This window comes from Solidesulfovibrio sp. DCME (genome assembly GCF_049995385.1).
GTDB lineage: Bacteria > Desulfobacterota > Desulfovibrionia > Desulfovibrionales > Desulfovibrionaceae > Solidesulfovibrio.
This window is the reverse complement of sequence record NZ_CP188261.1, coordinates 2,841,781-2,867,147: the sequence shown is the minus strand read 5'-3', so window position 1 is coordinate 2,867,147 and position 25,367 is coordinate 2,841,781. Positions and strand designations below refer to the sequence as shown.

The window sequence follows — 25,367 nt, the reverse complement described above, 5'->3', positions numbered from 1 at the left end:
ATGGCCGGCGCGAAAGTCGTCTGTCTTCTCGGGGCCACGGGGACCGGCAAGACCGGGGCCGCCCTGGCCCTGGCCGAAGCCTGCGGCGGGGCGGTGGTCAATGTCGATTCCCGCCAGGTCTACAAGGGCCTGGCCGTACTGACGGCCCAGCCCACGCCCGAGGAGCAGGCCCGCTGCCCCCATTTCCTGTATGGCGACACCCCGCTCGATATGGCCGTCACCGCCGGGGCCTATGCCAAACGGGCGCGTTGCGTCGTGGCCTCGATCCTGGAGCGGGGGCTCCTGCCGTTGCTGGTCGGCGGTACGGGCCTGTATTTCCGGGCCATCCTGGGCGGGTTGGCCCCCATTCCGGCCGTGCCGCCCGAGGTGCGAAACGAAATCGCCCGGGACTACGAGGCCCTGGGGCCGGCGGCCATGCACGAGCGGCTCGCCGCTGTGGACCCGGCCAGCGCCGCCCGCATCGCCCCGGCCGACCGCCAACGCGTGACCCGGGCCCTGGAAGTGGCCGCGGCCACGGGCCGAAGCCTCAGCAGTTGGCACGGCCAGGGCGATCCCGAGGCCCCGGGGTACGACGTCCTGTCCCTGGGTGTGCGCCTGCCCCTGGAGGCGCTGGCCCCGCGCCTGGCGGCGCGCATCGAGGCCATGGCCGCCGGCGGGGCGGTGGAAGAGGTGGCCCGGGCCTTGGAACGATACTCCGCCGACGTGCCCGGGCTGTCCGGCATCGGCGGGCCGGAGCTGGCCGCCCATCTGGCCGGGCAAACGACCCTGGGCGCGGCCAAGGCCGCCTGGCTGGCCAACACCCGGGCCTACGCCAAGCGCCAGATGACCTGGTTTCGCAAGGAGCCGGACGTGCATTGGTTCGCCCCCGGCGATACGGCGGGGATGCTCGCGGCCGTGGCCGGCTGGCTGGGCCGGGGGGCGGCGTGAACCGGCGGCTTTTCACCTGGCTGCTGGCGACCTGCCTCGTCGTGGCCGCCGTGGCCCCGGCCCTGGCCGATACCGCCGACGAACTGGCTTCCCAGGCCCAGGACGCCTTGTCCGACGGCAATTCCGACAAGGCGCTTTCGCTCCTCACCGAAGCCCAGGCCAAGGACCCGCGCAACCACCGGGTCCAGGCGCTGCTCGGCCGGGCCTTTTTCCAGCGCGGCGACCTCCGCTCGGCCCTGGAGCATTGCAACCAGGCCGTGCGCCTCAACCCCGAGGACACCTCCTCGCGCATCATGGCCGAGACCATCAGCCAGTTTCCCCTGCCCGGACGCCCGGCCAAGGAAACAGCCCCCGCGCCGCCCCGGCCGGGCACCCTGGCCGGCGAGGCCAAGGCCGAACGCCAGGCGCTCCTGGCCCAGGGGCCGTTCCGGCAGGGGCAGGGGCCGTTTCGGCTGCTCATCGATCCCGGCCATGGCGGCATCGATCCCGGCGCTCCGGGCGGCGGTCTGCGCGAGTCCGACGTGAGCCTGGACATCGCCCTGCGCCTGGCCCGGGTCCTGGCCGGGCACGGCCAGGCCGTGGCCGTCAACCTGACCCGCACGGCCGACGTGAGCCTGCCGGGCTGGGCCCGGGCCGCCTTGGCCGCCTTCTACGACGCCGACCTGGTCCTTTCCATCCACGCCGCCCGGGTGCCCGAGCCCGCGGCCACGGGGCTGGCCCTTTTCACCTTCGGCCGCCAACCCTCGGATGCCGTGGCCGGGGCCACGGCCCGGCTGGAAAACGCGGCTCACGAATCCCGCGACCCGTCCTCGGGGCGGTTGGGCGGGCAGTTTTTTGCCACGGCCGCCCGCCGGGCGGCCGATGCGGCCGGGACGGCCCGGGCCGCCCGCGCCGCCGGGCTTATGGCCGCAAGCCTTGGCCAGGCGTCGCCCCTGCCGGTGCGCCCGCCGGCTTCGGCGCCGTTTCGGCTCCTCGACGAGTCCGGTGGGCCGGCCATCCTCGTGGAGGCGGGCTCCCTGTCTCACCCGGCCGATGCCGCCATCCTGGCCGGGGCGGACAAACGGCAAGCCCTGGCCGAAGCCTTGGCCCGGGCCGTGCTGGCCGTGGCCACCGCCGGCCAGGCCGCTGTTTCGCCATGAAAAAGGCCCCGGGGGCGAACCCCCGGGGCCTTGTGCGCGCAGTGTGTCCGGACTAGTGCTTTTCCGGCGTGTCGTCCTTGGCCTTGCCCGGCGTCACGTCGATTTCGTCGGGTTCGTTGGTGGCCTTCTTGAAGTTCTTTATGGCCTTGCCCATGCCGGCTCCGATCTCGGGAAGCTTGTTGGCGCCGAAAATGATGAGCACGATGACCAGGATGATGATAAGCTCCGGAAATCCGATTCCAAACATGCGATGCCTCCGCGAGTGGGTTGGCCGAGGCTATACACGCCGTGCCTGGGCAGGTCAAGGAAGGGCGCGACCCGTGCAGGGCGCCTCGTGACGGCCCGGCTGCTGCGCTTGCCCGGCCAGGGCTGCCGCTATTTCCAGGCCGGCCGTTGCCTGTACGAGGAGCACCGCAATCCGGGGCTGCACGAAGGCTACCGGTGCGCTGTGCTGTTGCGCCTGGGCCGCCTCTTCGACGATTTCACCCTGCGGGCCGAGCAGCTCGGCCTGACCGAAGAGGAGGCCGGACGGGTCTGGCAGGCCCGGTTTCCGGCGACGCTGGCCCGGGAAGGCTATTGTCGGGATCGCCCGGCCGGTGATACGAGGGCCTTCCCGGATTGCGACAAGGTCGCCGGGGACCTGTGCCTGCTGGCCCTGCCGGCCTGCGGCGGCCTGTGCCCGCGTTTTGCCCGGCGGCAGGACGCCTAAACCCCCATGCCAAGGACGGACGTGCCATGAACGCCCTGCTTGTCTTTCCCCATCTGCATCCGGGCCTGGCCGGCGAACTGCCGGCCGGGGTGCGGCTGCTGGACCCGGGCCTGGGTTCGGCCGACGATCCGGCCTGGTTGCGGCCGGGCGACCTGCCCATCGGCCCCGAGGAACTGGCCGGTTATGTCCGGGAGTTCGACCGCCTGCGCCGCGAGGTGAAAAACCCCAAGGACCTGGCCTTGCTGGCCGGCACGACCGACGGCCACTTTTTTGCCGAGACCTCCTTTGCCGTGCGCCAGGAGATGGAGGATGCCCTCGATCCCGGGCGGGTGGCCCTCAGGCGCGCCCGGGCGGCCCAGCTTGCGCTGTGCCTCACGGCCATGGTCGAGGAGAGCCTGCTGGAACTGGCCACGGCAGGGGAGCTCGATGTCCGTTTCCGCCGGGCCATGGCCGAAAGCCTGGGGCTCGAAGCCGACGACGAGACCGAGGAGCTGGCCCTGGCCCTGGCCGCAACCGCCACGCTGCCGCCGGCCGCCGCCCTGGCCGAGGAGTTCCGGCCGCCCTGGCGGCAGACTCTGCCGGCGTTTTGGGCCGTGGCCCCGGCCGGCGCCGGGCTTTATATCGCCGATGCGGACATCGTCGAGACCCTGACCGATGCCGGCATCGCCTTCGCGCCCCTTTCCCCGGAGGATGCGGCCGCGTTTTTCCCGGACGGCCCGCCGGCCGGGGCGTTGCTGGCGGCGACCCTGCCGGGCTGGCGCCTGGCCGGCCGGACCCGGCCCGACCCCGGCGCGCCCTGGCTCGACGCCCCGCGCCCCGTGGTCGTGGTCGCGCCCTAGCTCGGCGACCTGGAAGATCAGGCCTTTTTGCTGTGACAACATACTAGAATGATTATTTTTTCTTGAAAATGCCAGCGTGTTTTCAAGGGACGCAACGCGAGAAGGAGCCTTCGGTGTACGTGTGCAACCCCGCCTCCCCTCCGGATTTCCTCGGCCGGGTCAAGGGCGTCGTCTTCGACTGCGACGGCGTGCTGGTCGATTCCCGCGACGCCAACCGCATGTACTACAACCTCATCCGGGAGGGCCTGGGCATGCTGCCCATCACCCCCGAGGAAGAGGAGTACGTGCACATGCATGCGGTCAACGAATGCCTCATTCGCATCATTCCGCCCGAGCGCATGGACGAGGCCCAGGAAGTGCGGCGCAACCTCAACTATGCCGACATCTTCCCCTATATCTACCTGGAGGATGGCCTCACCGACATCCTGGCCGCCTTGCAGGGCTGGGGGGTGCGCATGGCCGTGCACACCAACCGCACGACGACCGTCGGCGACCTGCTGGCCCATTTCGAGATCGACCGCTACTTCGACCCGGTCATCAGCGCCGGCAGCCTTAAGCGGCCCAAGCCCGACCCCGAGGGCATCCACATGATCCTCGGCGCCTGGGGCCTGGCCAAGGAGGCGGTGGCCTACATCGGCGATTCGGCCCTGGACGAGCGTTCGGCCCGGGCCGCCGGCATTCCCTTCTGGGCCTTCAAAAACCCCGGCCTGGCCACGTCCATGTACATTCCGGACTTCCCCACCTTGCTTTCCTGCCTGCGGGGATTTCACGCCAAGGCCGAGGGGTAGGGGCGGGGTTGCCTTGTGCGGGCTTTTCCTCTATAATTCAATGCGTTAATACATTAATCATGACAACGGCCCGTCCGGGTGGGGGCCAGGGCGACGTTTCGCGGCCGCCCCGTGCCCCCGCTCGGGCTGGTTCGCGGCCGCGGCGGCGGTTGTCTTGGGCTCGGCCGCGCGCCAGGATCGGCGGCTACCCCGAGCCTGGTAGCATGCCGCGACCGGCGTTGTGCCAAGTTTGGCCGTGTGCCGCGACCGGCGGTTACCTCGGGCCTGGCGCGTGTCACGACCAGCGGTCACCCCAGGCTTGGCCGCGCGCCACGACCGGCGGTTATCTCGGGCTGGGCACGCGGTGCGACCAGCGGTTACCTCGGGCCTGGCCGCGCGCGGTGCGACCGGCGGTTGTGCCAAGCCGGGCTGCGTGGTGCGGCCGCCCCGGCGGCGCGGTGCGCGAATTGTCTTGATTAATGGCAGGCGCTGTGCCATTTTTCAGGTACGTCACGGCGGCTTGATCGCACGTGTTGGAAGGATGTTGCATGGATATTGTTGGATTTTTCTTTGTCGCACTGGCCAGGGTCCTGGACATTGTCCTGACCTTGTATTTCTGGATCATCGTCGTTGCCGCGCTGATGTCCTGGGTGCGGCCCGATCCGTACAACCCAGTGGTGCGGTTCCTGCGAGCCGTAACCGACCCGGTCTTCTATCGGGTACGGCGTTGGTTGCCGTTTTTAACCATTGGCGGTGTGGACCTTTCCCCCATCGTGGTCATTTTGGCCGTGCAGTTTCTGCAATGGTTCCTGGTGCCGACGCTGTTGCGCCTGGGCGGCGTGGGCGCCCTGGGCGCCGGGCGCCTGTAGCCGCGGCCGCAACCAGGCGGGCGCGCAAGGGGCATGATGCAAACGCCAAACAGGCGGGGCGCCTGGCGCCTCCCGCAAGCGCAGGCACGATGGTCGTGAGCCGCGAGAACGCCCCCTCCCTTCGGATGTTTTCCCAAACCCTGCCCGGGCGAAGCCGGCACGAAGGGGACCGCCCGGCGCGGACGGCGGCGCGAGCCTTGTTGCCGCCCGGCCGCCCGGCCGCATGGCCCGTGACGGGCCGGGGAGGGCACTGATTGGCCGGCGCGGGCGTCAAGGCCGGGGTGCCGCGCCCTGGGACACCCCCCGGCAGCGCCGGGTTGCCGCTTTTTGTCTCGGCTGACGGGCCCGGGGCCTGGACGCTACGCGTGGCCGTGACCCCGGGCGGCGTCAAGGACGCCTTGGCCGGCCTGGCCGAGGACCGGTTGCGGGTGCGCCTTCGGGCCAAGGCCGTGGAAGGGCGGGCCAACGCTGCCCTGACCGTGTTTCTGGCCGCCTGCCTGGGACTGAAACCCAGGCAGGTGGCTATTGTGTCCGGGGAGAAATCCCGGAAGAAAACCCTACGCATCGAAGCGGAGTCCGAACCCGACTGGTCGCTTGCGGCCGGCACGGGATGAGACGAGAACCGTCAACAAGGAGTCTTTGCCATGGACCAACGCGATCTGGATCTCATTGCCAAATACGGCGAAGCGGACCCGGAACTCAAAAGCCTCTTCGAGGAGCACGTCGCGTTCGAAAAGATTCTGGAAAAGATGGAAAGCAAGCCGTACCTGACGCCTTCCGAGGAAACGGAACTCAAGGAAATCAAGAAAAAGAAGCTTTCCGGCAAGACGCGTATCGAAACGCTCCTCGTCAAATATCGCAAGGCGGAGGTCCACTAGCATGGAACTGACCGGGGCCCAAATCCTTCTGGAATCCTTGCGCCGCGAGGATGTGGAGGTCGTGTTCGGCTTCCCCGGAGGGGCGGTCATCGACATATACGACCAGCTTCCCAACTATCCCCTGAAGCACGTGCTGGCGCGCCATGAGCAGGGAGCCATTCACGCCGCCGACGGCTACGCCCGGGCCTCGGGCAGGGTAGGCGTATGTCTCGTGACCTCGGGCCCCGGCGCCACCAATGCCGTCACCGGCATCGCCACCGCCTACATGGACTCCGTGCCGGTGGTCATCATCACCGGCCAGGTCCCCACGCCGCTGATCGGCAACGACGCCTTCCAGGAAGTCGACATCGTCGGCATCACGCGCCCCTGCACCAAGCACAACTACCTGGTCAAGGACGTGCGCGACCTGGCCCGGGTCATCAAGGAGGCCTTCTACCTGGCCGCCACCGGCCGGCCCGGCCCGGTGCTCATTGACCTGCCCAAGGACGTGCAGCAGGCCAAGTGCGAGTACAAGTACCCGAAAACGATCAAGATGCGCAGCTACAATCCGACCTACGCCCCCAACCCCAAGCAGGTGGCCAAGGTGGCGGACGTGGTGCGCAAGGCCAAAAAGCCCATCATTTACGCCGGCGGCGGCGTCATCGCCTCCGCGGCTTCCGACGACCTCATCTGGTTGGCCCGCACCCACGACATCCCGGTCACGGCCACGCTCATGGCCCTGGGCTGTTTTCCGGCCGACGATCCCCTGTGGCTCGGCATGCTCGGCATGCACGGCACCTATGCCGCTAACCTGGCCATCAGCCACGCCGACCTGATCCTGGCCATAGGCTCCCGCTTCGACGACCGGGTCACGGGCAAGCTCAGCGAGTTCGCCAAAAACGCCAAGATCGTCCACATCGACATCGACCCCACCTCGATCCAGAAAAACGTGGCCGTGCACATCCCGGTGGTGGCCGACTGCAAGAGCTTCCTGGCCGCCCTGCGCCAGACCCTGGAAGCCGCGCCCGCGGGGGCCGCGACCGAGGAGGCCCCGCCGGCCCCCGGCCGCCATGCCGCCTGGCTGGAGCGCATCGACGCCTGGAAGGCCGAAAAGCCCCTGACCTACGCCGCCGATTCCAAGGTCATCAAGCCCCAGCAGGTCGTGGAGGTCATCTCGCGCCTGACCAAGGGCCAGGCCGTCATCACCACCGAAGTGGGCCAGAACCAGATGTGGGCCGCCCAGTTCTACCAGTTCACCCGGCCGCGCTCGTTTATCAGCTCCGGGGGCCTGGGCACCATGGGCTTCGGCTTCCCGGCCGCCATCGGCGCGCAAATGGCCTGCCCGGACCGGCTGGTCATCGACGTGGCCGGCGACGGCTCCATCCAGATGTGCATCCAGGAGCTGGCCACGGCCGTGTGCTACGATTTGCCGGTGAAGATCGTCATTTTGAACAACGGCTACCTCGGCATGGTCCGGCAGTGGCAGGAGCTGTTCTACGCCAAAAACTACTGCGCCACCTGCCTGGACGTGGCCCCGGATTTCGTCAAGCTGGCCGAAGCCTACGGCGCGGCCGGCTACCGCCTGACCGACCCGGGGCAAGTCGAATCCGTCCTGGCCGAGGCCTTCGCCCTGCCCAAGACCGTCATCGTGGACGTGGTCATCGACCGCGAGGAAAACGTCGCGCCCATGGTCCCGGCCGGCAAGTCCATAACCGAGATGATCCTCGTCTAGGAGCCGCCATGCGCCACATCCTCTCCATTCAGGTCGAAAACGAACCCGGCGTGCTCTCCCGGGTGGCCGGCCTTTTCAGCGGCCGGGGCTACAACATCGAAACCTTGAACGTCGCCCCGACCCTGACCGACGGCCTGTCCATGATGACCATCACCACCGAGGGCGACGAGTCCATCATCGAGCAGATCGTCAAGCAGTTGCGCAAGCTCGTGACCACGGTCAAGGTCGTGGACCTCACCGACGTCAAGTCCGTGGAGCGCGAGATGATGCTGCTGCGGGTGGACGCCGAAGGCGCCAAGCGGGCCGAGGTGCTGCGCATCGTCGACATTTTCCGCTGCAAGGTGGTGGACGTGAGCCTCGATGAGCTCGTCATCGAGGTCACCGGCACCCAGGACAAGCTCGGAGCGCTCATCAACCTGCTCCAGCGCTACGGTATCAAGGAAATCGCCCGCACCGGCGCCGTGGCCATGCGGCGCGGCATGCAGGAATAAAAAAGGAGCCCCAATGAAAATCTATTACGACCAGGACGCCGATCTTTCCCTGTTGGCCGACAAGACCGTGGCCGTCATCGGCTACGGCAGCCAGGGCCACGCCCATGCCCAGAATCTGCGCGATTCCGGCGTCAAGGTGGTCATCGGCCAGCGTCCTGGCGGACCCAACTGGCAGCTGGCCAAGGAAAACGGCTTCACCCCCATGTCCGCCGCCGAGGCCGCCGCCGCTGCCGACGTCATCATGATCCTGGTCCCGGACCAGCACCAGAAAGCCATCTACGAAAAGGACGTCCTGCCGCAGCTTACGGCCGGCAAGATGCTCCTGTTCGCCCACGGGTTCAACATCCACTTCCAGCAGATCGTGCCCCCGGCCGACGTGGACGTGGCCATGGTCGCGCCCAAGGGCCCGGGCCATCTGGTGCGCCGCGTCTACACCGAGGGCGCCGGCGTGCCCAACCTCGTGGCCGTGCACCAAAACGCCAGCGGCAAGGCCCTGGAAATGGCCCTGGCCTACGCCAAGGGCATCGGCGGCACCCGGGGCGGCGTGCTGACCACCACCTTCAAGGAAGAAACCGAGACCGACCTGTTCGGCGAGCAGGCCGTGCTGTGCGGCGGCGCCTCGGAACTGGTCAAGGCCGGGTTCGAGACCCTGTGCGAGGCCGGCTACCAGCCCGAGATCGCCTACTTCGAGTGCCTGCACGAACTCAAGCTCATCGTGGACCTCATGTACGAGGGCGGCCTGTCCCGCATGCGCTACTCCATTTCCGACACGGCCGAGTACGGCGATTACACCCGCGGCCCGCGCGTGGTCACCGACGAGACCCGCAAGGAAATGAAAAAGATCCTCAAGGAGATCCAGGAAGGCACCTTCGCCAAGGAATTCATCGTGGAGAACATGTCCGGCCGGGCGCATTTCCTGTCCATGCGCCGCATCAACGCCGAACACGCCATCGAGAAGGTCGGGGCGAAGCTGCGCGACATGATGAGCTGGCTCAAGAAATAGCACTGCGACGCGGCCGCGCCCCGAGTCCGGGACGCGGCCGCTTTCCAGGGAGGAGCCCCCCCATGCGCCTGCTTTTGCGCCTCGCCAAACTGCCCGTGCTGGCCTGGCTGGCCTTTTGGGTCGCACTCGCGCCCGTGGCCGCCGCCGCGCCGCCGCCCACCGGTCCGGATGCCGCCGACGCCGTCGAGGCGGCGGAAACCTTCGACGTCCGCCTGGCCAAAGCCCAGGCCGGCGATGCCCGGGCCCAATGCGAAGTCGGCGTGGCCTACATCAACGGCACCGACGTGCCCCAGGATTTCCGCCAGGGCCTGGACTGGCTCCACGCCTCCTCGGACGCCGGCTTCGGCTACGCCCGCTTCGTGCTGGCCGACCTCTACAGCCGGGGTTACGGCGGCGTGCCGGTGGACGACGCCAAGGCCTACTATTTCGGCACCCTGGCCGCCGCCTCCTCCACGCTGCCCGAACGCTTCCGCGAACGGGCGGTGAAACTGCGAAACGCCAGCGCCAAGCGCCTGAGCGCCGCCCAACTGACCAGCCTGCAAGCCAAGGCCGCCCTGGCCCCCCTGGACGCCGCCTTCGGCCAGTGACGCCCCCTTGACGCGGGAGCGTGGATTGCCCATCACAAGCCATGGACCGTTTCGCCCCTCTGCCTGCGTCCCTTGATCCGACCGTCGTTGGGCCGAACCCCGGCGTCCGGTATCGGGCCCGGCGCCGGGCCGCGCGGCCGGTCTGGCTGCGCCTGGCGGCGGTGGCGGTCCTGGCGGCCGGCCTCCTCCTGGGCTCAAGCCTCCCGGCCCGGGCCGCGCCCAAGGCCGACACCCGGGCCTTCAACGCCTCCTTCGCGGGCTTGAGCGCCAAGCTCTACGACCACCTGCTCAAGGTGCAGGACTATTACGCCTCCCTGGTCAAGGAGGGCAACGCCGAGCGCGTCAAGGACGCGCTGGCGTTGCGGGCCTCCCTTTCGGCCTGCTGGGAACTCTTTCTCAATGCCGGGGACATGGTCTACGTCTACGACCAGCTCGACCCGGCCTGCGCCGACAGTGTCGCCAAGGTCGGCGACATGCTGCAACGGGGCCTCGGCGTCGTTGCCGGCAAACTGGACAAGGAACTGGAGTGGATGGGGCTGACGGAAAAACACCTGACCGACCAGCCCATTTCCGTGGAACTGACCCAGGCCCGCAAGGACATCCTGGCCGCGGCCGCCGCCTTCCGCCAGGCGGCCACGCTTTTTGCCGCCCCTGCCGCCGGCGAGACACGCCGCCCCGTGGCCAAGTAGTGGTGCGCCCTCGAAGAGGACAGGGGATATATGCTACTCCAGATGAAAGGCCCGATACGCATTCTTAGGGTCGCAACACCAGGCAAGCCATGAGCGCCTTCTCCGACATCGTGGGCTACGCGGCCGGTATCCTGACCACGGCCGCCTTCGCGCCCCAGGTGCTGCAAGTGGTGCGCACGCGCTCCACCAAGGACATTTCCCTGGGCATGTACGTCATTTTCACCATCGGCATCAGCCTTTGGCTCCTCCACGGCCTGCAAGTCGATTCCATGCCGGTGGTCGCGGCCAATGCCGTCACGTTGCTGTTGGTCCTGGTCATTTTGGTCCTGAAGCTCCGCTACAAATAAACCGATCCGACGCGCCTCAACCGGCGCGAGGAGGCCCCGATGCGCGCCGCCCGCCTGTTGCTCATCCTGCTGGTCCTCGGCTGCCTGTCGCTTTCCGGCTGCGCCCGCCACACGTATTACGTGGAGCTGAGCAACGGGAAGTACTTCTACGTCGACCCGCCGCTGGTGCTCGACAGCGACAAGGCGGTCTACCGCATGTGGGTCGCCGGCAAGCTGCACATCATCCCCATCGACGATGTCCGCTACCTCGATGACGCGGCCCAGATCTGCTACAAAAACGGCCTCACCGACACCTTTACCTGCTACGACGCCCTCTACCAGTTCTAGCCGGCCGGCTCGCCATGGATGCGGTCAAGGACCTGGCCCTGCGGCTTCTGGAGCGGGAGCCGCCGCCGGGGCCGGTCATGGACCCGGCCCTGTACGTGGCGGGCAGCCTGCCCGGGCTGCTGGCTGCCCTGGCCAAGCCGGGCGGCCGCGCCGACGGGCCGGCCCTGGGGAGCCTGTGCCTCAAGTACGCCCATGCCTATGTCCATCCGGACCGCATCGGGCAGGATGTTTCCCTGGAGGCGGTCACGGAGCTGGCCGGGCAGTTCGTGCGCCGGCGCGGCGGCTGCCGGTCGCTGGCCGGCCGGGACGGCCTGCGCCGGCTGCTGTTGCACCACGGCTTCGCTTTGCAGATGCTCTTCGACCTGCCCAAGACCGTCCACCTGCTGACCGCGCTTGGCGCGGCCGCTTCCCGCGTCCTGGCGGGGGAAGGCTTCCTTGGCCTGGACTGTGGCGCCGGCACGGGCATCCTGCTGCTTGGCCAATACCTGCTGGCCGGGCAGCTGGGGGTGGCCGCGCCGTCCTTGTGGGGCATCGAGCACCTGCCGCCGGTGGCCGCCAGGGCCGATGACCTGCTGTCCGCCCTGGGAGTGGGCCGGGTCTTGTGCGGCGACGCCACCGCATCCGCAATCTACAACAATTTTCCGCAAGGCCCTGTCGCCTGCCTGACCAACGAAACCCTGCCTTCGCGGGGGCGGCGGCTCTACAAGGAGCCGTTTACGGCCATATGCCAGGCCCTTTTCGCGGCCCTGGGCGACAGGCTTGGCGACACGGCCTTCGTGCCGGAAGCGGTCTGGGCGGTGGACAGGGCAGGGGAGTGGTTGCGGCTGGCCCCGGAAAACGCCTTCGCCGGGGACGACGGCCAGGGCAAGCCGGCCCGCCTTTTCGCCATGGCCGATGTGGAGTTGGCTGGCCGGCGCCTGCCGGCCGACCGGGTGGGGGAACCCTTTGCGGACCTGCTGGCCCCGGCCTGGCGCGAAGTCCTGGGGCGTCGCTGGTAGGAGCTTGGGTTCATGCCCCCGGATTTCGCCCAAGCGAAGAAGAGGGCATGGCGGGCGGCTCGGGCCGGCGGACGGATGAAAAGGGGGATCGCCCATGTTCATGGTCAAACGCGTCTATGCGGCAGCGTCCCCGCAGGACGGCAAACGGTACCTGGTGGACCGAATCTGGCCGCGCGGCCTGACGAAGGAACGGGCCGGGCTGGACGGGTGGCTCAAGGACCTGGCCCCGAGCCATGCGCTGCGCGCCTTCGTGCATGGCGACCCCGCCGGCTGGGAACAGTTCGAGCCGCGCTACCGGCAGGAATTGACCACACCGGCGGCCGCCTCGCTCCTGGAAACGCTGCGCGAGGAAGCCGAAAGCGGCGTGGTGACCCTGCTGTACGCGGCCAAGGACGAACAGCGCAACAATGCCGTATGCCTGAAAAAAATCCTGGAGGACAAAGGGCGGGGCTGACGTGCCGCCCGGTGTCGGCAAGGCGGCCTACAGCCGCAGTTCGTAATACAGCGCCCCGGGCAGGGGGTTTTCGCAGTAGGGCGCGATCTGGCCAAAGCCCAGTTTCCGGTAGAGCGCGTTGGCCGCGGTCATGGACTCCAGGGTATCCAGGCGGATGGCGGCATAGCCGCGTTCCCGGGCGCCGGCCACGGCCGCCTCGGCCAGTTTGCGCCCCAGCCCCTGGCCGGCGTAGGCCGGGCGCACAGAGAGCCGCTTCATTTCGCAAATGCCGGTTTCCAGCGGCCGCAGGGCCACGCAGCCCGCCGGCATGCCTTCCATCCAGGCCAGCCACAGGCCGCCCCCGGGCGGGGCGTAGCGGCCGGGCAGGCCGGCCAGTTCCTCGTCGAAATGCTGGAAACACAGGTCAAAGCCCAGGCCCTGGGCGTATTCCTGGAAAAGCAGGCGGACCACGGCCATGTCCGTGGCCGGGGCGATGCCCGTGCCCAGGCGCAGGTTGTGACGGGGGGCGGATTCGGTCATGGGGGAGCGCTCCTTGACGGCCGATCAGACGATGACATGGCGGCGGATGAAGGCCACGGCCTCTTCCGGGGTGTCCATGACCGAGAACAGTTCCAGGTCCTCCTCGGACAGGAAACCGCGCGACAGCATGGACTGGCGGAACCAGTCCACCAGCCCGCCCCAGAAGGCCTTGCCCAGGAAGATGATGGGAAAGGGCTTGATGCGCCGGGTCTGGATGAGGACCAGGGCCTCGGACAGTTCGTCCAGGGTGCCGAAGCCGCCGGGCATGGCGATGTAGGCCATGGCGTATTTGACGAACATGAGCTTGCGGATGAAAAAATAGCGGTAGTCGCTACGGATCGTCAGGTAGGGGTTGGGCTTTTGCTCCAGGGGCAGGTGGATGTGCAGGCCGATGGATTCGCCGCTGGCATCGTGGGCGCCCTTGTTGGCCGCTTCCATGAGCCCCGGCCCGCCGCCGGTGATGACGGAATAGCCGGCCCGGCACAGCAGCCCGGCCAGCTTGGCCGTGTCGGCGTAGAGCGGGTCATCCGGCGCCACCCGGGCCGAGCCGAAAATGGACACGGCCGGCTTGATCTCGCCGAGGACCTCGAAGCCGTCGACGATTTCGGCCATGATGCGGAAAAGCCGCCAGGATTCGGAGACGGACAGGTCGTCGATAAGGTACTGATGCGACGTACTCAAGTGGGCTCCTTGGGGGGCCGACGGCCCCCGGGGCTTTTCAGGGCCGGCCAAACGCAGTAACACGGCGGGCTCGGCGAGCCGCCCATTTCCCAGCTGTGCTCCCTTGGGCAAGGATAATCAAGACCCGGCCGTACCCCGGCCCACCCTCGGAGGCTCCATGAAGGTCAAGTTCCTCGGCGCGGCCGGTACGGTCACCGGTTCCTGCCATGTGGTCACCACGGAAACCGCCCGCTTCGCCGTGGATTGCGGCATGCACCAGGGCAGCGACGTCATCGAGCGCCGCAACCTCGACACCAGCGTCTACGACCCCCGGCGCATGGACTTCTTCATCGTCACCCACGCCCATATCGACCATTCCGGGCTCCTGCCCCGCATGGTCAAGACCGGATTCGCCGGCAAGATCTACTGCACCCCGCCCACCAGGGACCTGCTCGGCATCATGCTCGAGGACAGCGCCCACATCCAGGAGATGGAGGCCGAGTGGGCCAGCCGCAAGAACAAGCGCCACGGCGGCCGCGTGGTGGAGGCCCTCTACACCCGGGCCGACGCCGCCGCAACCGTCAAGCGCCTGGTGGCCGTGCCCTATGGCGAGCCCTTTTCCCCGGCGCCCGGCATCACGGCCACCTACCACGACGCCGGCCACATCCTGGGCTCGGCCTTCATCGAACTGTCCGTGGAGGAGCAGGGCCGCCGCACCCGGATGCTTTTTTCCGGCGACCTCGGCCGGCCCGACCAGTTGCTCGTCAACGACCCGGACAGTCCCGTGGATTCGGACTACCTCTTCCTGGAGGGCACCTACGGCGACCGGGACCACAAGGACGTGGAGCAAAGCCGCGACGAACTGGCCCAGGCCATCGCCTACGCCCACCAGGGCGGGGGCAAGGTCATCATCCCGGCCTTTGCCGTGGAACGCACCCAGGAAGTGCTCTACTGCCTGCACCTGCTGCAAAAAGACGGCAAGGTCCCGGCCGACATGCCGGTCTTCGTGGACAGCCCCCTGGCCATAAAGGCCACGGAGATCTTCCGCCGCAACCCGAAGTACCTGGATCAGGAAACCCAGGCCGCCTTCGACCGGGGGGAAAACCCCCTGTCCCTGCCGGGGCTTCGCTTCACCGAGTCCACGGACCAGTCGCGCGAGATCAACACCCTGCAGGGGCCGGCCATCGTCATCGCGGCCAGCGGCATGTGCAACGCCGGGCGCGTCAAGCACCACCTGCGCCACAACCTCTGGCGGCGCGAGTCCTGCGTGGTTTTCGTCGGCTTCCAGGCCGTGGGCACGCCCGGCCGCAAGATCGTGGACGGGGCCAAGACCATCCGCATCCTGGGCGAGGACGTGTCGGTGGCGGCGAGGGTCTTCACCATCGGCGGCTTCTCCTCCCACGCCGGCCAGAGCCAGATCCTGGCTTGGCTGACCCATTTCAAGGTCAACCATCCCCAGGTCTTCCTGGTCCACGGCGAACCCAAGGCCCTGACGATCCTGGCCGGGCTCGTCAAGGAGCGCTATGGGCTCAAGGTGCGCATTCCCCAGTACCTGGAGGAATACACGCTCACCCCGGGCAGCGAGCCGTCGGTGGCCGTGGACGAGGCCAAGGCCCGGCCGCGCATCGACTGGGACGCGCTGCTGACCGAAACGGCAGGCCGCATCGAGCGCATGCGGTCCAGGAAGGAGGCGCTGGCCGCCCGCACGCCCGAGGAACAGGCGGAATGGCGCCAGCGGCTGGCGGCCGTGGACGGGGATCTGCTGCAGCTGCTGTCGGAAATGTAGGCCGGATGCCGGCGCGGTCGGGACAGCCGGCCGCGCCGCCCGCCCCGTTTCGGACCGGGCGGCCTTACTTCAGGCGGTAGGTGATGCGGCCGCGGGTGAGGTCGTAGGGGGAGAGCTCGACCTTGACCCGGTCGCCGGGCAGGATGCGGATGTAGAACTTGCGCATTTTGCCGGAGATGTGGGCCAGCACTTCGTGCCCGTTTTCCAGCTCCACACGGAACATGGCATTGGGCAGGGCTTCCTGCACCACGCCGTCGACCTCGATGGCACCTTCTTTGGCCATAAAAAGTATCCTCCCGGCGGCGTGGGGAAAGCCCCGGCCGCGTGATCATTTTCGCGTGAACGTAGCCGAATAGCCGTTTTTTTCTGGGATGGCAAGGGGGCGGTGCGCCGTCCCCGAGCGGCCCGTCCGAGGGCGACGACGGAGGGGGCGGCGGTTCTTGCCGCCGGGGCGGCTTTCGGGCTATGCTCCCCAAAAAAGGAACTATGCCGTGCTCACGCGCCCCCAACTCGAAAAATACGCCGATGTCCTGCTCTGGGGCCTGACCACCTCCCGGGTCGAGCCCTACAAGCCCGGCGACGTGGTCCTGGTCCAGTACGAACTGCCCGCCCTGCGCCTGGCCGAGGCCGTCTACGCCAAGCTCCTGGCCCGGGGCCTCAACCCCGTGCCGCGCCTGGCCCTGACCCCGCGCATGGAAAAGGACTTCTACAGCCTGGCCGACGAGGCCCAGCTCGTCTTCCAGGCCCCGGGCCAGGCCGTGCTCCACGAAAACGTCCACGGCGCCATGCATCTGCTCGCCCCGGAAAGTCTGACCCACTTAAGCGCCATCGACCCCAAGCGCATCGCCGCCGCGGCCGTGGCCCGAAAGCCCCTGCGCGACATCCTGGTGCGCCGGGAGGAGAAGGGCGAGTTCGGCTGGACGCTGTGCCTGTACCCCACCCGCGAGTTGGCCGAAAAGGCCGGCATGACCGCCCGGGAATACGCCGCCCAGGTCACGGCCGCCTGCTTTCTCAAGGAGGCCGAACCCGTGGCCGTGTGGCGCGGGCTCTACGAGGAGGCCCGGGAGATCAAGTCGTGGCTCGGCAGCTTCGAGGCGGTGGCTCTGCATATCGAATCCGACAATGTGGACCTGACCGTCACCCCGGGCGAACACCGCCGTTGGCTCGGGCTTTCCGGCCACAACATCCCGAGCTTCGAGATCTTCACCTCCCCGGACTGGCGCGGCACCTCCGGCCGCTACTACGCCGACCAGCCGTCGTATCGCAGCGGCAACTACGTGCGGGGCGTGCGCCTGACCTTTACCGACGGCGTGGTCACGGACATCGCGGCCGAGCAGGGCGAGGCTTTCGTGCGCAAGCAGCTGGCCATGGACCCGGGCGCCTCGCGGCTGGGCGAATTTTCGCTCACCGACAAGCGTTTCTCCAAGATCAACCGCTTCATGGCCAACACGCTCTATGACGAAAACTTCGGCGGCCCGCACGGAAACTGCCACGTGGCCGTGGGAAGCTCCTATTCCGACACCTTCGACGGCGATCCGGCCACACTCGACGGCGCCCGCAAGGAGGCGCTCGGGTTCAACGACTCGGCCCTGCACTGGGACCTGGTCAACACCGAGCCCAAACGCGTGCGCGCCCGCCTGGCCGACGGCCGCGAAACCACGATTTATGAGGACGGCCAATTCCGGTATTGACGTCGACGCCAAGGCACCGTAATCGCGGCCTTGTCGGGGCCGTTCCCGGGGAAGGGGAGCGGTTTGAAGGAGATGCCCATGCGCGCCTTGTTTTTTTCGTTGCTGGCGGCCTTTGTCGTCCTGGCCAGCCCGGCCTTTGCCGGCCCCAAGGCCAACCCGGACATCAAGGGCTGGGAAAAGGGCGGCGAATACGACCGCCTCTTCGATCCCAAGGAAGCCGACTCCCTCAAGGGCCGGGTGGTCAAGATCATTGACATCAAGCCCCTGCCCGGCATGGCCCCGGGCATCGGGCTGCAGATCGAGGACAAGAAGGACAAGACCCTGGAGCTCATCCACCTCGGCCCCAAGGATTTCGTCGACCTCGGCGTCATCGGGCTCAAGGAGGGCGACCAGGTCAAGGTCATGGGCGCCTGGGCCGAAATGGACGGCCAGGACGTGCTTATGGCCACCAAGGTCAAAAAGGACGAGAACGTCCAGCTCAAGGTCCGGCGCACCAAGGACGGCTTTCCCTTCTGGAGCATGACCCCGGAGGAACGCAAGGCCGAATCGTCCGGGGATTGAGGCCCGAAAACGGAATTTTCCGCCCGATGCCCTTGCCCAACCTGGGGGCCATTGGATAGATATCCCATACTGGGGACGTACTGCCGCCGCCCGCGCGGTCACATTCTAAACGGGAGCTTGCCGGATGGAGGAAACCCTCAAAAAACAGGATGCCGAGCTGCTCCAACTCGTCACGTTCAGCATCGGCGAGGAGGAGTTCGGCGTCGATATCCTCAGCGTGCAGGAAATCATCCGCATGATGGATATCACCAAGGTCCCGCGCGCCCCGGAATTCGTCGAGGGCGTCATCAACCTGCGGGGCAAGGTCATCCCCATCATCGACCTGCGCCGGCGTTTTGGCCTGTCCACCCGGGACCATGACAAACATACCCGGATCATCGTCATCGAGATCAACAACATGATCGTCGGGTTCGTGGTCGATTCCGTCTCCGAGGTGCTGCGCATACCGGCCAGTACCGTGGAGCCGCCGCCACCGGTCGTCTCCGGCCTGGAATCGGAATACATCAGTGGCGTGGGCAAGCTGGAAGACCGCCTGCTCATCCTGCTCGACCTCAACAAGCTTCTGTCCGGCGAAGAACGCGACATGCTCGGTTCCTTCTAGTTTTACCCCCCGGAAACCCGGCTCGGGTTTCCGGGGTCACGACGAATACCGTACCGTCGCCGCCAGGGGCATGCCCGTGACGACGACACAAGGCGAGGCCCGGCCACGGCCGTGAACGCCGGCCATGGCCGGCCTCGCCTCGATTCGGCGGCGCGCGGCGCCGCCCCCGCATCCGCAGCCGGCGCCGCGCACGTGGCGACGGCCATCCCGCGTTTCCCATGAGGCTCGCCTTGTCCCGCACCACACCCCTTGCCGCGCTCCTGGACAGCCCCGATTCCGTCTCGGTCTACAAAAGCGGCCCGGCCACCCTGGCCTTTCTCGCCGCCGAGGCCCTTTCGCGCGGCCGGTCCGTGGTGGTCACCACCCCGGGCCACAACGAACTGTCCCGCATCGCCGCCCTGCTGGAACTGGTGGCCCCGGCCGGAACCGGCAGCCTGTGGGGCCGCTCGGTCATGACCTTGCCGTCCTACGCCCCGGGCGCGCCGAGCGGTTCCTTCTGGGCCCGGCGCATGGCTTTCCTGGCCCATGCCGCCCTGGGGAGCGGGCCGCGGGCCTTCCTGTTTTCCGCCGACAACCTCCTGCCCAAATGGCCGCCCTTGCGGTCCCTGGAAGGCAACGTCCTGACCGTGGCCGTGGGCGAGGAGCTGCCCCGGGACCTGGTGGCCGAGCAGGCCGTGCTGTGGGGCTACAAGCGTATGCCCATGGTGACCAACCCCGGGGAATTTTCGCTGCGCGGCGACATCCTGGACATCTTTCCCCCGGGCTACGAAAACCCGCTTCGCCTGGAATTTTTCGGCGACACGGTGGAAGCCGCCCGCCGCTTCGACGCCGGCTCCCAGCGTTCCCTGGCCGAGCTGCCCGAGGCCGTGCTCGTGCCGGCCGCCCCGGCCGTGCTCTCGGAAACCTTCAAGGAAGAGGCGGCCAGGCTCTGGGAAACCATCGCCGGCACCGGCGAGCTCCACCGGGCGGCCAAGGCCCGGCTCGAAGACGCCGTCGCGGCCGCCGACGGCTGCCTCTGGCCGGGGCTTTACTACGAAAAGCCGGCCGCCCTGTCCGACTGGTTCCCCGACGACGCGGTCTGGATCGTCTGCGACGCCGGCCGGGTCAAGGAGCGCCTGGAGGAGACGGAGCATGCCTGGCGCCGCTTTTTCGAGGCCGAGGTCAAGGAGCGGGGCCATCCCTGGCCCAACGCCCGGGTGCTGTGGCCCGAGAACATGGCCCGCAAGGCCCTGGTCAATGGCCGGCGCGTCCTGTTCGAGGACCTGGTCATGGGCCGGGGGCGGCACGGGCCGGACATGCCGGAAAAGGCCCTGGAGCGCTTCGGCGACCTGTTCTGGAAACCCGGCTCGGACAAGCGGCCCTGGACGACGCTCACGGCCGCCCTCAAGGAATGGAACGGCCACGGCCAGACCATCCTGTCGTTTCACGGCGAGCGTTCCCGCAAGAAATTCCTCCAGATGATCGAGCCCGAGGGGCTGGTCTTCCGCACGAGCTATTCCCCCGGCGAGACGGGGCTTTTCGCGCTTCTTTCGGGCCTGCGCCACGGCATGGAGCTCCCCTGGCGCGACACCCGCATCCTGGCCGAGGACATCCTCCACCCCGAAGCCACCGGCGGCGAGGCCGGCCGGGGCCGGGACAAGGATTTCAAGGGCCTGGCCTCCTTCGACGACATCCGCCCGGGCGACCTGGTCGTGCACCGCGACTACGGCGTGGGCTCCTTCGAGGGGCTCACGCGCATGACCGTGGACGCCACGGGCGGCGACTACCTGCTGCTGGTTTTCGCCGACGAGGACAAGCTGTACCTGCCGGCCGACCGCCTGGGCCTGCTCCAGCGCTACAAGGGCCCGGAGGGCCTCAACCCGCCCCTCGACCGCCTGGGCGGGGCGCGCTGGAAGTCCGTGCGCGAGCGGGCCAAAAAGGCCATCGAGCGCATCGCCGCCGACCTGGTCGAGATGTACGCCTACCGGCAGGTGGCCAAGGGCTACGCCTACGGCCCCACCAACGAGCTCTACCTGGAGTTCGAGGCCACCTTCGGCTTCGAGGAGACGCCGGACCAGGAAAAGGCCATAAGCGAGGTCCTGGCCGACATGGAGCGGCCCGAGCCCATGGACCGGCTGGTCTGTGGCGACGTCGGCTTCGGCAAGACCGAGGTGGCCCTGCGCGCCGCCTTCCGGGCCGTGCTCGACGGCAAGCAGGTGGCCATGCTCTGCCCGACCACGGTGCTGGCCGAGCAGCACTACCAGAATTTCGCCGCCCGCCTGGAAGGGTTTCCCGTGCGGGTGGAGATGCTCTCGCGCTTTGTGACGCCCAAGCGGCGCAAGGTCATCCTCGACGCCGTGGCCCGGGGCGAGGTGGACATCCTGGTCGGCACCCACCGCATCCTCTCGGCCGACGTGACCATCCCCAACATTGGCCTGTTGATCCTCGACGAGGAGCAGCGTTTCGGCGTCAAGCACAAAGAACGCCTCAAGGCCTTCAAGAAGAACATCGACGCGCTCACGCTCACGGCCACGCCCATTCCGCGCACGCTCCAGCTGTCCCTTTCCGGGGTGCGGGGCCTGTCGGTCATCGAGACCCCGCCGGCCGAGCGCAAGGCCGTGGAAACGGCCCTGGTCGAGCGCGACGAAGGCTTTTTGCGCGAGGTCCTGCGCCGGGAGCTGGAGCGCCAGGGCCAGGTCTTCTGGGTCCACAACCGGGTCCAGGGCCTGGAGGACGTGGCCGCCTACGTGAAGACCCTGGCCCCCGGGGCCAAGGTGGCCATGGCCCACGGCCAGATGTCCGAAACCGCCCTGGAAGAGGCCATGCACGGCTTCTGGCACGGCGAGACGGATATCCTGGTGTGCACCTCCATCATCGAGTCCGGTCTGGATTTTCCCCGGGCCAATACGCTTGTGGTGGACAACGCCCACTTCTTCGGCCTGGGCCAGCTCTACCAGCTGCGCGGCCGGGTGGGCCGCTCGCCGCGCCAGGCCTACGCCTACTTCGTGGTGCCGAGCCTGGAGAAGGTGCCGGAGCTGGCCCGCAAGCGCCTGCGCGTCATCCTCGACATGGACTACCTCGGCGCCGGCTTCCAGGTGGCCATGGAGGACCTGCGCCTGCGCGGGGCCGGCAACATCCTGGGCGAGGCCCAATCCGGCCATATCGCCCGCATCGGCCTGGACATGTTCCTGGAGATGCTGGCCGAGGAAGTGGGGCGGCTCAAGGGCGAGCCGGTCAAGGAGCGCACCGAGCCCGAACTGACCCTGGGCGTTGCCGCCCGCATCCCCGAGCGCTACGTGCCCGAGGCCTCCGACCGGCTGCGCCTGTACAAGGCCCTGTCCACGGCCCGCACCGAAGAGGGGCTGGCCGAGCGCATGGCCGAGATGCGCGACCGCTTCGGCCCGCCGCCCCAGGAAGTGGAGAATTTCCGGGCCGTGCTGGCCTTCAAGCAGGTGCTCTCGCGCCTGGGGGCGCGCAAGGCCGAGATCGCGCCGACCCGCCTGACCGTTTCCTTCGAGGCCGAGGAAGCGGCGGTTTCGCCCGAGCGGCTGGTGGATTTCGCCGCCCGGCGCGGCGACGGGGTGAAGCTCTTGCCGCCGGGCCGGCTGGCCTTGCCGCTGGACGCCTCGCTGCCCCTGCCCGAGGCCGTGGCCGTGTGGACCCGTGAACTGGCGCAGCTTGCCGGGGAGGGACTGGCGGCATGACCCGGGTTGGCCGGCCGGGGCGGCGCGCCGCGTGGGGCGGGCTTGCCGGGCGAGTGGTGGCGCTGGCCTTGGCGTCCTGCCTGGCCCTTGGCGGCTGCGGCGCCGACGTGGCCGAGGAGCCGGGCGTGGTGGCCGTGGTCGGGGGCGAGCCCATCCGGCTGGCCGATGTCCAGGCCCGCCACGACCTGTTGCGCATCGGCCAACCCGAGGCGGACAATCCCGGCGTGGAACGGCTGCGGGCCGAGTACGGCGCCGTGGTGGCCGACCTGATCGTGGCCCGGCTGGCCGCCCAGGAGCTGGCCCGGCGCAAGCTTTCCGTCACCGAGGCCGAAATCGACGCCGCCGTGGCCGAAGCCCGGTCCGGCTACTCCGAGGAGGCTTTCGCGCGGCTGCTGCAAGAGGAGCGCATCGACGCGGCCCGCTGGCGCGAGGTCCTGGCCGACCGGCTGGCCTTGGAAAAACTCAGCCGCGAGGTGCTGCGCCCGGGCCTGCGCGTGGACGTGACCGAGGCGGCCAAATATTACAAGGACCACATCGACGCCTTTGCCCAGCCGGCCCGCATCATGCTTGCGCGGGTGCGCGGCGAGGACCTGGAAGCGGTCAAGGCGGCCCAGGCCGCCGTGCGCAAATCGGGGCCGGCCGCCCTGGCCGGGCTTGCCGGCGTCACCGTGGCCGAGGCCGACCTCCCCGAGGCCAACCTGCCCATGGCCTGGCGCGAGGCGGTCAAGGGCGTCAACCCCGGCGGCGTGACGGCGGTGTTGCCCGAAGGCAAGGGCGGCGCTTTTTTCGTCGTTACGGGCCGCCGGCCCGCCACCGTTCTGGACCCGGCCAAGGCCTATTCCCGGGTCGAGGCCACGCTTTCGGCCAAAAAGCTGGAGTCGGCCTTCACCGCCTGGCTGGACACGGCCCTGGCCGAGGGCCGCATCAAGGTCAGCCGGCAGTTGCTGGCCTCGGCCGGCACGGCCCAAGGCCCGGAAGCGGCCCGTGACCCCACGCCAGACGAACTGGCCCTGGCCCGGGCCGAGGCCGCCGCCCGCGAGGGCTTGACCCGGGAGGCCAGAAAGGCCCTGGCCCAAAAAGCCCGGCTCGCCAAGGACGGTGCCGGGCCCGCCGAGGACGGCGTGGCCGCCCCGGCAATCGGGGCGCCCGAACCCGTGGTGCCGCCCCGGTCTCCAGCCCGTTCCGCAGCGGAGTCGCCAGCCGGGCGGCCAGCCGAGGCCCCCCCCGTCGCAGCGCCCGCCGCAACGCCAACCCAAGCGCCCGCAGTCGCACCGTCCGCCGTAGCGCCCGCCGTAGCGCCCACCGCAGCGCCCGTCGCAGCATCCGCCGCACCGCCAGCCGAAGCGCCCGCAGTCGCGGCCCTGGCTCCCGTTGCGGCTCCACCGCCCGTGGCCGTGGCCGAAGAGGTTCCCGCCGACCTGACCGCCGACGGGCAGCCCGGCCCGGTCGACGCCTCCCCGGCCCCGCCGCCGCAGCCGGCGACAGCACCCCCATCCGGGGTTGCGGCCACGGCCTTGCCGGAACCAGCGTCCCCGGCCAGCCCGGCGCCCGACGCGACCGGGGAGGCCGCCGCGACCGCCGGGGTTGCCACGGCCGCAGCGGCCAAACCGGGCGTGGGCGAGGTCGTCATCAGCGCCATCAAGGCGAGCTGGATCCTGTATACGGTGGATGACGGCCAGGAACAGCGGGTCTACCTCAAGCCCGGCAAGCCGTTCACCATGGCCTACGCGAAAAAACTCACGGTGCGCCCCGGCAGCCCCAGCGAGTTCTCCTACCGGGCTGGCGGCCGGGAAACCACGGTCGTTGTCGGCAAAAAGGAGAGCCGCGTCCTGACATTTCCCTGAATCGGAGGGAAAACCCGTCCCCGGCCGCGATTGCCTGGACAGGTAAAAACGTTTATAGGCCCCAGATACGCCGACCGCCTGCCTGGGAGAGAGGCCGACGGCTCGGCCCAGATGCCCGCAACGGCATCCTTTATCGACCGGGTTGGGACTGCGGCAGCGGTCGTTTCGGCCGGTATACGATGCCGCTATCGCGCCCAGGCGGCGGCCTTGCCGCGACGCCTTCACGGAGGAAACTTTGCCTCGTCTGCCCAAAATCTGCATCGTACTCGGCCTGCTCCTGGCATTGGCCGCAACCGCCTCGGCGGCGGAACTGGTGGACAGGGTGGTGGCCGTGGTCAACGGCAAGATGATCACCCTTTTTGACCTCAACTCCCGTGTGGCCGACCTGATGCAACGGACCCAAGGCGTCACGTTCAAGGCCGACGATCCCCGGGCCGACGAACTGCGGCGCCAGATCCTCGACACCATGATCACCGACCTGCTCATCGAATCCGAGGCGACGCGCCTGAAAATCACGGTCTCGGAAACGGAACTGGACAACCAGATCGACGAGCTCAAAAAGAAGAACAACCTGACCCAGCAGCAACTCCTGGCCGAATTGGCCAAGGAAGGCCTGACGCTGCAGGAATTCCGCAAGCGCCTGCGCGACGACAGCATCAAAAAGCGCCTGCTCGGCTACATGGTGCACCGCAAAGTCCTGGTCACCGATGACGAGGTCCGGGACTACTACGAGAAAAACAAGGATTCCCTGTCCACGACCCGGTCCATCACCGGACCCAAGGTTTCGGGCAACATCGGCTTCATCATGGTGGGCAATGCCAAGCAGGCCGAGGAACTGCGCGCCAAGATCAACAGCGGCGCCATGAGTTTCGCCGAGGCGGCCAAGAAATTCTCCATCGGCCCCGGCCGCGACCAGGGCGGCGACCTTGGCGACGTCCAGGCCAAGGACTTGGCCCCGCCCCTGCGCGACGCCCTGGGCGCCGTGCCGGCCGGCCAGGTCACGGCGCCGGTCATGCTCGACGGCAAGGCCGTGCTGCTGACCCTGCGCGCCCCCGGGGCGGCCAAGCCCGCCCCGGCCCCGACGCCGGCCCCGGCGGCCGGACCGGCCCTCGACGGCGTCAAGGACCAGATTCAGGAAACCCTGTACAAAGAGAAATTCGACAAGCTTTTTCAGGCTTACATCGACAACCTGCGCTCCAAGGCGGTCGTCGAGGTCAAGCTGTAGCCCGCCCCGCCCGCCGCTTGGGGGCTCCCGCCCCGGCGCCGTGGTCACGGAGGAGTGTCTTT

Annotated in this window: 28 protein-coding genes; 24 read left to right on the top strand and 4 right to left on the bottom strand. The window is 68.5% G+C overall.

Going from position 1 to position 25,367, the window contains the following annotated elements; all coding sequences use genetic code 11:
• Both miaA and ACP59X_RS12550 read left to right on the top strand, forming a co-directional pair.
• Complete coding sequence (gene miaA, locus ACP59X_RS12555; RefSeq protein WP_428558758.1) at positions 1–927, top strand: tRNA (adenosine(37)-N6)-dimethylallyltransferase MiaA; 927 nt, start codon at positions 1–3, stop codon at positions 925–927.
• Entirely contained in the window at positions 924–2,066 is a 1,143-nt protein-coding gene (locus tag ACP59X_RS12550; RefSeq protein ID WP_428558756.1) for an N-acetylmuramoyl-L-alanine amidase, read from the top strand. The genes miaA and ACP59X_RS12550 overlap by 4 nt, the downstream gene beginning before the upstream one ends.
• 52 nt (positions 2,067–2,118) lie before the next feature.
• Here the strand turns inward: ACP59X_RS12550 and ACP59X_RS12545 are convergent, their stop codons facing one another.
• Positions 2,119–2,313, bottom strand: coding sequence for a twin-arginine translocase TatA/TatE family subunit (locus tag ACP59X_RS12545; RefSeq protein WP_428558754.1), 195 nt, complete (start codon positions 2,311–2,313; stop codon positions 2,119–2,121).
• An 87-nt stretch (positions 2,314–2,400) separates the two neighbouring features.
• On the opposite strand from ACP59X_RS12545, the gene ACP59X_RS12540 reads away from it, so the two are divergent.
• From ACP59X_RS12540 to ACP59X_RS12470, 15 genes are all read left to right on the top strand, one after another.
• Complete coding sequence (locus ACP59X_RS12540; RefSeq protein WP_428558752.1) at positions 2,401–2,775, top strand: hypothetical protein; 375 nt, start codon at positions 2,401–2,403, stop codon at positions 2,773–2,775.
• Between the two features lie 26 nt (positions 2,776–2,801).
• Positions 2,802–3,614 (top strand): hypothetical protein, encoded by an 813-nt coding sequence (locus tag ACP59X_RS12535; protein WP_428558749.1) that lies wholly within the window; start codon positions 2,802–2,804, stop codon positions 3,612–3,614.
• Between the two features lie 113 nt (positions 3,615–3,727).
• The gene (locus ACP59X_RS12530; protein WP_428558747.1) at positions 3,728–4,402 is read left to right on the top strand and encodes an HAD family hydrolase; all 675 of its coding nucleotides are present in this window, start codon (positions 3,728–3,730) and stop codon (positions 4,400–4,402) included.
• A 527-nt stretch (positions 4,403–4,929) separates the two neighbouring features.
• Positions 4,930–5,250: a YggT family protein gene (locus tag ACP59X_RS12525; RefSeq protein WP_428558744.1), complete on the top strand. Its 321-nt coding sequence runs from the start codon at positions 4,930–4,932 to the stop codon at positions 5,248–5,250.
• Between the two features lie 365 nt (positions 5,251–5,615).
• A complete protein-coding gene (locus ACP59X_RS12520) occupies positions 5,616–5,864 on the top strand; it encodes a DUF167 domain-containing protein (protein WP_428558742.1) in 249 nt (82 codons plus the stop codon).
• A gap of 30 nt (positions 5,865–5,894) precedes the next feature.
• On the top strand, positions 5,895–6,128 hold the full coding sequence (locus ACP59X_RS12515) for a DUF465 domain-containing protein (RefSeq protein ID WP_428558739.1): 234 nt from the start codon (positions 5,895–5,897) through the stop codon (positions 6,126–6,128).
• 1 nt (position 6,129) lies between these two features.
• Positions 6,130–7,839, top strand: coding sequence for a biosynthetic-type acetolactate synthase large subunit (gene ilvB / locus ACP59X_RS12510; protein WP_428558737.1), 1,710 nt, complete (start codon positions 6,130–6,132; stop codon positions 7,837–7,839).
• A gap of 8 nt (positions 7,840–7,847) precedes the next feature.
• The gene (gene ilvN / locus ACP59X_RS12505; RefSeq protein ID WP_428558735.1) at positions 7,848–8,330 is read left to right on the top strand and encodes an acetolactate synthase small subunit; all 483 of its coding nucleotides are present in this window, start codon (positions 7,848–7,850) and stop codon (positions 8,328–8,330) included.
• Between the two features lie 13 nt (positions 8,331–8,343).
• On the top strand, positions 8,344–9,333 hold the full coding sequence (gene ilvC / locus ACP59X_RS12500; protein WP_428558733.1) for a ketol-acid reductoisomerase: 990 nt from the start codon (positions 8,344–8,346) through the stop codon (positions 9,331–9,333).
• Positions 9,334–9,395: 62 nt separating this feature from the next.
• Entirely contained in the window at positions 9,396–9,920 is a 525-nt protein-coding gene (locus ACP59X_RS12495) for a tetratricopeptide repeat protein (RefSeq protein ID WP_428558731.1), read from the top strand.
• Between the two features lie 20 nt (positions 9,921–9,940).
• Positions 9,941–10,609 carry a hypothetical protein gene (locus ACP59X_RS12490; protein WP_428558728.1) on the top strand — a complete coding sequence of 223 codons (669 nt, stop codon included), beginning with the start codon at positions 9,941–9,943 and terminating at the stop codon, positions 10,607–10,609.
• 89 nt (positions 10,610–10,698) lie between these two features.
• Positions 10,699–10,956, top strand: coding sequence for a SemiSWEET transporter (locus tag ACP59X_RS12485; protein WP_428558726.1), 258 nt, complete (start codon positions 10,699–10,701; stop codon positions 10,954–10,956).
• A 39-nt stretch (positions 10,957–10,995) separates the two neighbouring features.
• A complete protein-coding gene (locus ACP59X_RS12480) occupies positions 10,996–11,283 on the top strand; it encodes a hypothetical protein (RefSeq protein ID WP_428558724.1) in 288 nt (95 codons plus the stop codon).
• Positions 11,284–11,297: 14 nt separating this feature from the next.
• Positions 11,298–12,281 (top strand): hypothetical protein, encoded by a 984-nt coding sequence (locus ACP59X_RS12475; protein ID WP_428558722.1) that lies wholly within the window; start codon positions 11,298–11,300, stop codon positions 12,279–12,281.
• A 94-nt stretch (positions 12,282–12,375) separates the two neighbouring features.
• The gene (locus ACP59X_RS12470; protein WP_428558720.1) at positions 12,376–12,735 is read left to right on the top strand and encodes a DUF488 domain-containing protein; all 360 of its coding nucleotides are present in this window, start codon (positions 12,376–12,378) and stop codon (positions 12,733–12,735) included.
• 27 nt (positions 12,736–12,762) lie between these two features.
• On the opposite strand, the gene ACP59X_RS12465 is transcribed toward ACP59X_RS12470, so the two are convergent.
• Together ACP59X_RS12465 and ACP59X_RS12460 are read right to left on the bottom strand one after the other, a co-directional pair.
• The gene (locus tag ACP59X_RS12465; protein WP_428558718.1) at positions 12,763–13,254 is read right to left on the bottom strand and encodes a GNAT family N-acetyltransferase; all 492 of its coding nucleotides are present in this window, start codon (positions 13,252–13,254) and stop codon (positions 12,763–12,765) included.
• A 24-nt stretch (positions 13,255–13,278) separates the two neighbouring features.
• Positions 13,279–13,935, bottom strand: coding sequence for an LOG family protein (locus tag ACP59X_RS12460; RefSeq protein ID WP_428558716.1), 657 nt, complete (start codon positions 13,933–13,935; stop codon positions 13,279–13,281).
• 157 nt (positions 13,936–14,092) lie between these two features.
• Here ACP59X_RS12460 and ACP59X_RS12455 point away from each other — a divergent pair, with 157 nt between their 5' ends.
• The gene (locus ACP59X_RS12455) at positions 14,093–15,700 is read left to right on the top strand and encodes an MBL fold metallo-hydrolase RNA specificity domain-containing protein (protein ID WP_428558714.1); all 1,608 of its coding nucleotides are present in this window, start codon (positions 14,093–14,095) and stop codon (positions 15,698–15,700) included.
• Between the two features lie 64 nt (positions 15,701–15,764).
• Here the strand turns inward: ACP59X_RS12455 and infA are convergent, their stop codons facing one another.
• Positions 15,765–15,983, bottom strand: a complete 219-nt coding sequence (gene infA / locus ACP59X_RS12450; RefSeq protein ID WP_006918952.1) for a translation initiation factor IF-1 — start codon at positions 15,981–15,983, stop codon at positions 15,765–15,767.
• A gap of 208 nt (positions 15,984–16,191) precedes the next feature.
• On the opposite strand from infA, the gene ACP59X_RS12445 reads away from it, so the two are divergent.
• The 6 genes from ACP59X_RS12445 (at position 16,192) to ACP59X_RS12420 (ending at position 25,305) form a co-directional block, all read left to right on the top strand.
• On the top strand, positions 16,192–17,391 hold the full coding sequence (locus tag ACP59X_RS12445) for an aminopeptidase (protein ID WP_428558711.1): 1,200 nt from the start codon (positions 16,192–16,194) through the stop codon (positions 17,389–17,391).
• Between the two features lie 78 nt (positions 17,392–17,469).
• Positions 17,470–17,952: a MamS/MamX family magnetosome protein gene (locus ACP59X_RS12440; protein WP_428558709.1), complete on the top strand. Its 483-nt coding sequence runs from the start codon at positions 17,470–17,472 to the stop codon at positions 17,950–17,952.
• A 124-nt stretch (positions 17,953–18,076) separates the two neighbouring features.
• Positions 18,077–18,553: a chemotaxis protein CheW gene (locus ACP59X_RS12435; RefSeq protein WP_029458965.1), complete on the top strand. Its 477-nt coding sequence runs from the start codon at positions 18,077–18,079 to the stop codon at positions 18,551–18,553.
• Positions 18,554–18,783: 230 nt separating this feature from the next.
• Positions 18,784–22,236 (top strand): transcription-repair coupling factor, encoded by a 3,453-nt coding sequence (gene mfd, locus ACP59X_RS12430; RefSeq protein ID WP_428569891.1) that lies wholly within the window; start codon positions 18,784–18,786, stop codon positions 22,234–22,236.
• Positions 22,233–24,080, top strand: a complete 1,848-nt coding sequence (locus ACP59X_RS12425) for a peptidylprolyl isomerase (protein ID WP_428558707.1) — start codon at positions 22,233–22,235, stop codon at positions 24,078–24,080. The genes mfd and ACP59X_RS12425 overlap by 4 nt, the downstream gene beginning before the upstream one ends.
• A 235-nt stretch (positions 24,081–24,315) precedes the next feature.
• Complete coding sequence (locus tag ACP59X_RS12420; RefSeq protein ID WP_428558705.1) at positions 24,316–25,305, top strand: SurA N-terminal domain-containing protein; 990 nt, start codon at positions 24,316–24,318, stop codon at positions 25,303–25,305.
• Positions 25,306–25,367 lie beyond the last annotated feature (62 nt).

Coding starts and splice junctions, on each gene's coding strand:
- ACP59X_RS12470 (WP_428558720.1), top strand. CDS start 12,376: ATGTTCATGGTCAAACGCGTCTATGCGGCAGCGTCCCCGCAGGACGGC.
- ACP59X_RS12495 (WP_428558731.1), top strand. CDS start 9,396: ATGCGCCTGCTTTTGCGCCTCGCCAAACTGCCCGTGCTGGCCTGGCTG.
- ACP59X_RS12545 (WP_428558754.1), bottom strand. CDS start 2,313: ATGTTTGGAATCGGATTTCCGGAGCTTATCATCATCCTGGTCATCGTG.
- ACP59X_RS12475 (WP_428558722.1), top strand. CDS start 11,298: ATGGATGCGGTCAAGGACCTGGCCCTGCGGCTTCTGGAGCGGGAGCCG.
- ACP59X_RS12525 (WP_428558744.1), top strand. CDS start 4,930: ATGGATATTGTTGGATTTTTCTTTGTCGCACTGGCCAGGGTCCTGGAC.
- ACP59X_RS12440 (WP_428558709.1), top strand. CDS start 17,470: ATGCGCGCCTTGTTTTTTTCGTTGCTGGCGGCCTTTGTCGTCCTGGCC.
- ACP59X_RS12480 (WP_428558724.1), top strand. CDS start 10,996: ATGCGCGCCGCCCGCCTGTTGCTCATCCTGCTGGTCCTCGGCTGCCTG.
- infA (WP_006918952.1), bottom strand. CDS start 15,983: ATGGCCAAAGAAGGTGCCATCGAGGTCGACGGCGTGGTGCAGGAAGCC.
- ACP59X_RS12535 (WP_428558749.1), top strand. CDS start 2,802: ATGAACGCCCTGCTTGTCTTTCCCCATCTGCATCCGGGCCTGGCCGGC.
- ACP59X_RS12435 (WP_029458965.1), top strand. CDS start 18,077: ATGGAGGAAACCCTCAAAAAACAGGATGCCGAGCTGCTCCAACTCGTC.
- ACP59X_RS12515 (WP_428558739.1), top strand. CDS start 5,895: ATGGACCAACGCGATCTGGATCTCATTGCCAAATACGGCGAAGCGGAC.
- miaA (WP_428558758.1), top strand. CDS start 1: ATGGCCGGCGCGAAAGTCGTCTGTCTTCTCGGGGCCACGGGGACCGGC.
- ilvN (WP_428558735.1), top strand. CDS start 7,848: ATGCGCCACATCCTCTCCATTCAGGTCGAAAACGAACCCGGCGTGCTC.
- ACP59X_RS12465 (WP_428558718.1), bottom strand. CDS start 13,254: ATGACCGAATCCGCCCCCCGTCACAACCTGCGCCTGGGCACGGGCATC.
- ACP59X_RS12455 (WP_428558714.1), top strand. CDS start 14,093: ATGAAGGTCAAGTTCCTCGGCGCGGCCGGTACGGTCACCGGTTCCTGC.
- ilvC (WP_428558733.1), top strand. CDS start 8,344: ATGAAAATCTATTACGACCAGGACGCCGATCTTTCCCTGTTGGCCGAC.
- ACP59X_RS12485 (WP_428558726.1), top strand. CDS start 10,699: ATGAGCGCCTTCTCCGACATCGTGGGCTACGCGGCCGGTATCCTGACC.
- ACP59X_RS12425 (WP_428558707.1), top strand. CDS start 22,233: ATGACCCGGGTTGGCCGGCCGGGGCGGCGCGCCGCGTGGGGCGGGCTT.
- ilvB (WP_428558737.1), top strand. CDS start 6,130: ATGGAACTGACCGGGGCCCAAATCCTTCTGGAATCCTTGCGCCGCGAG.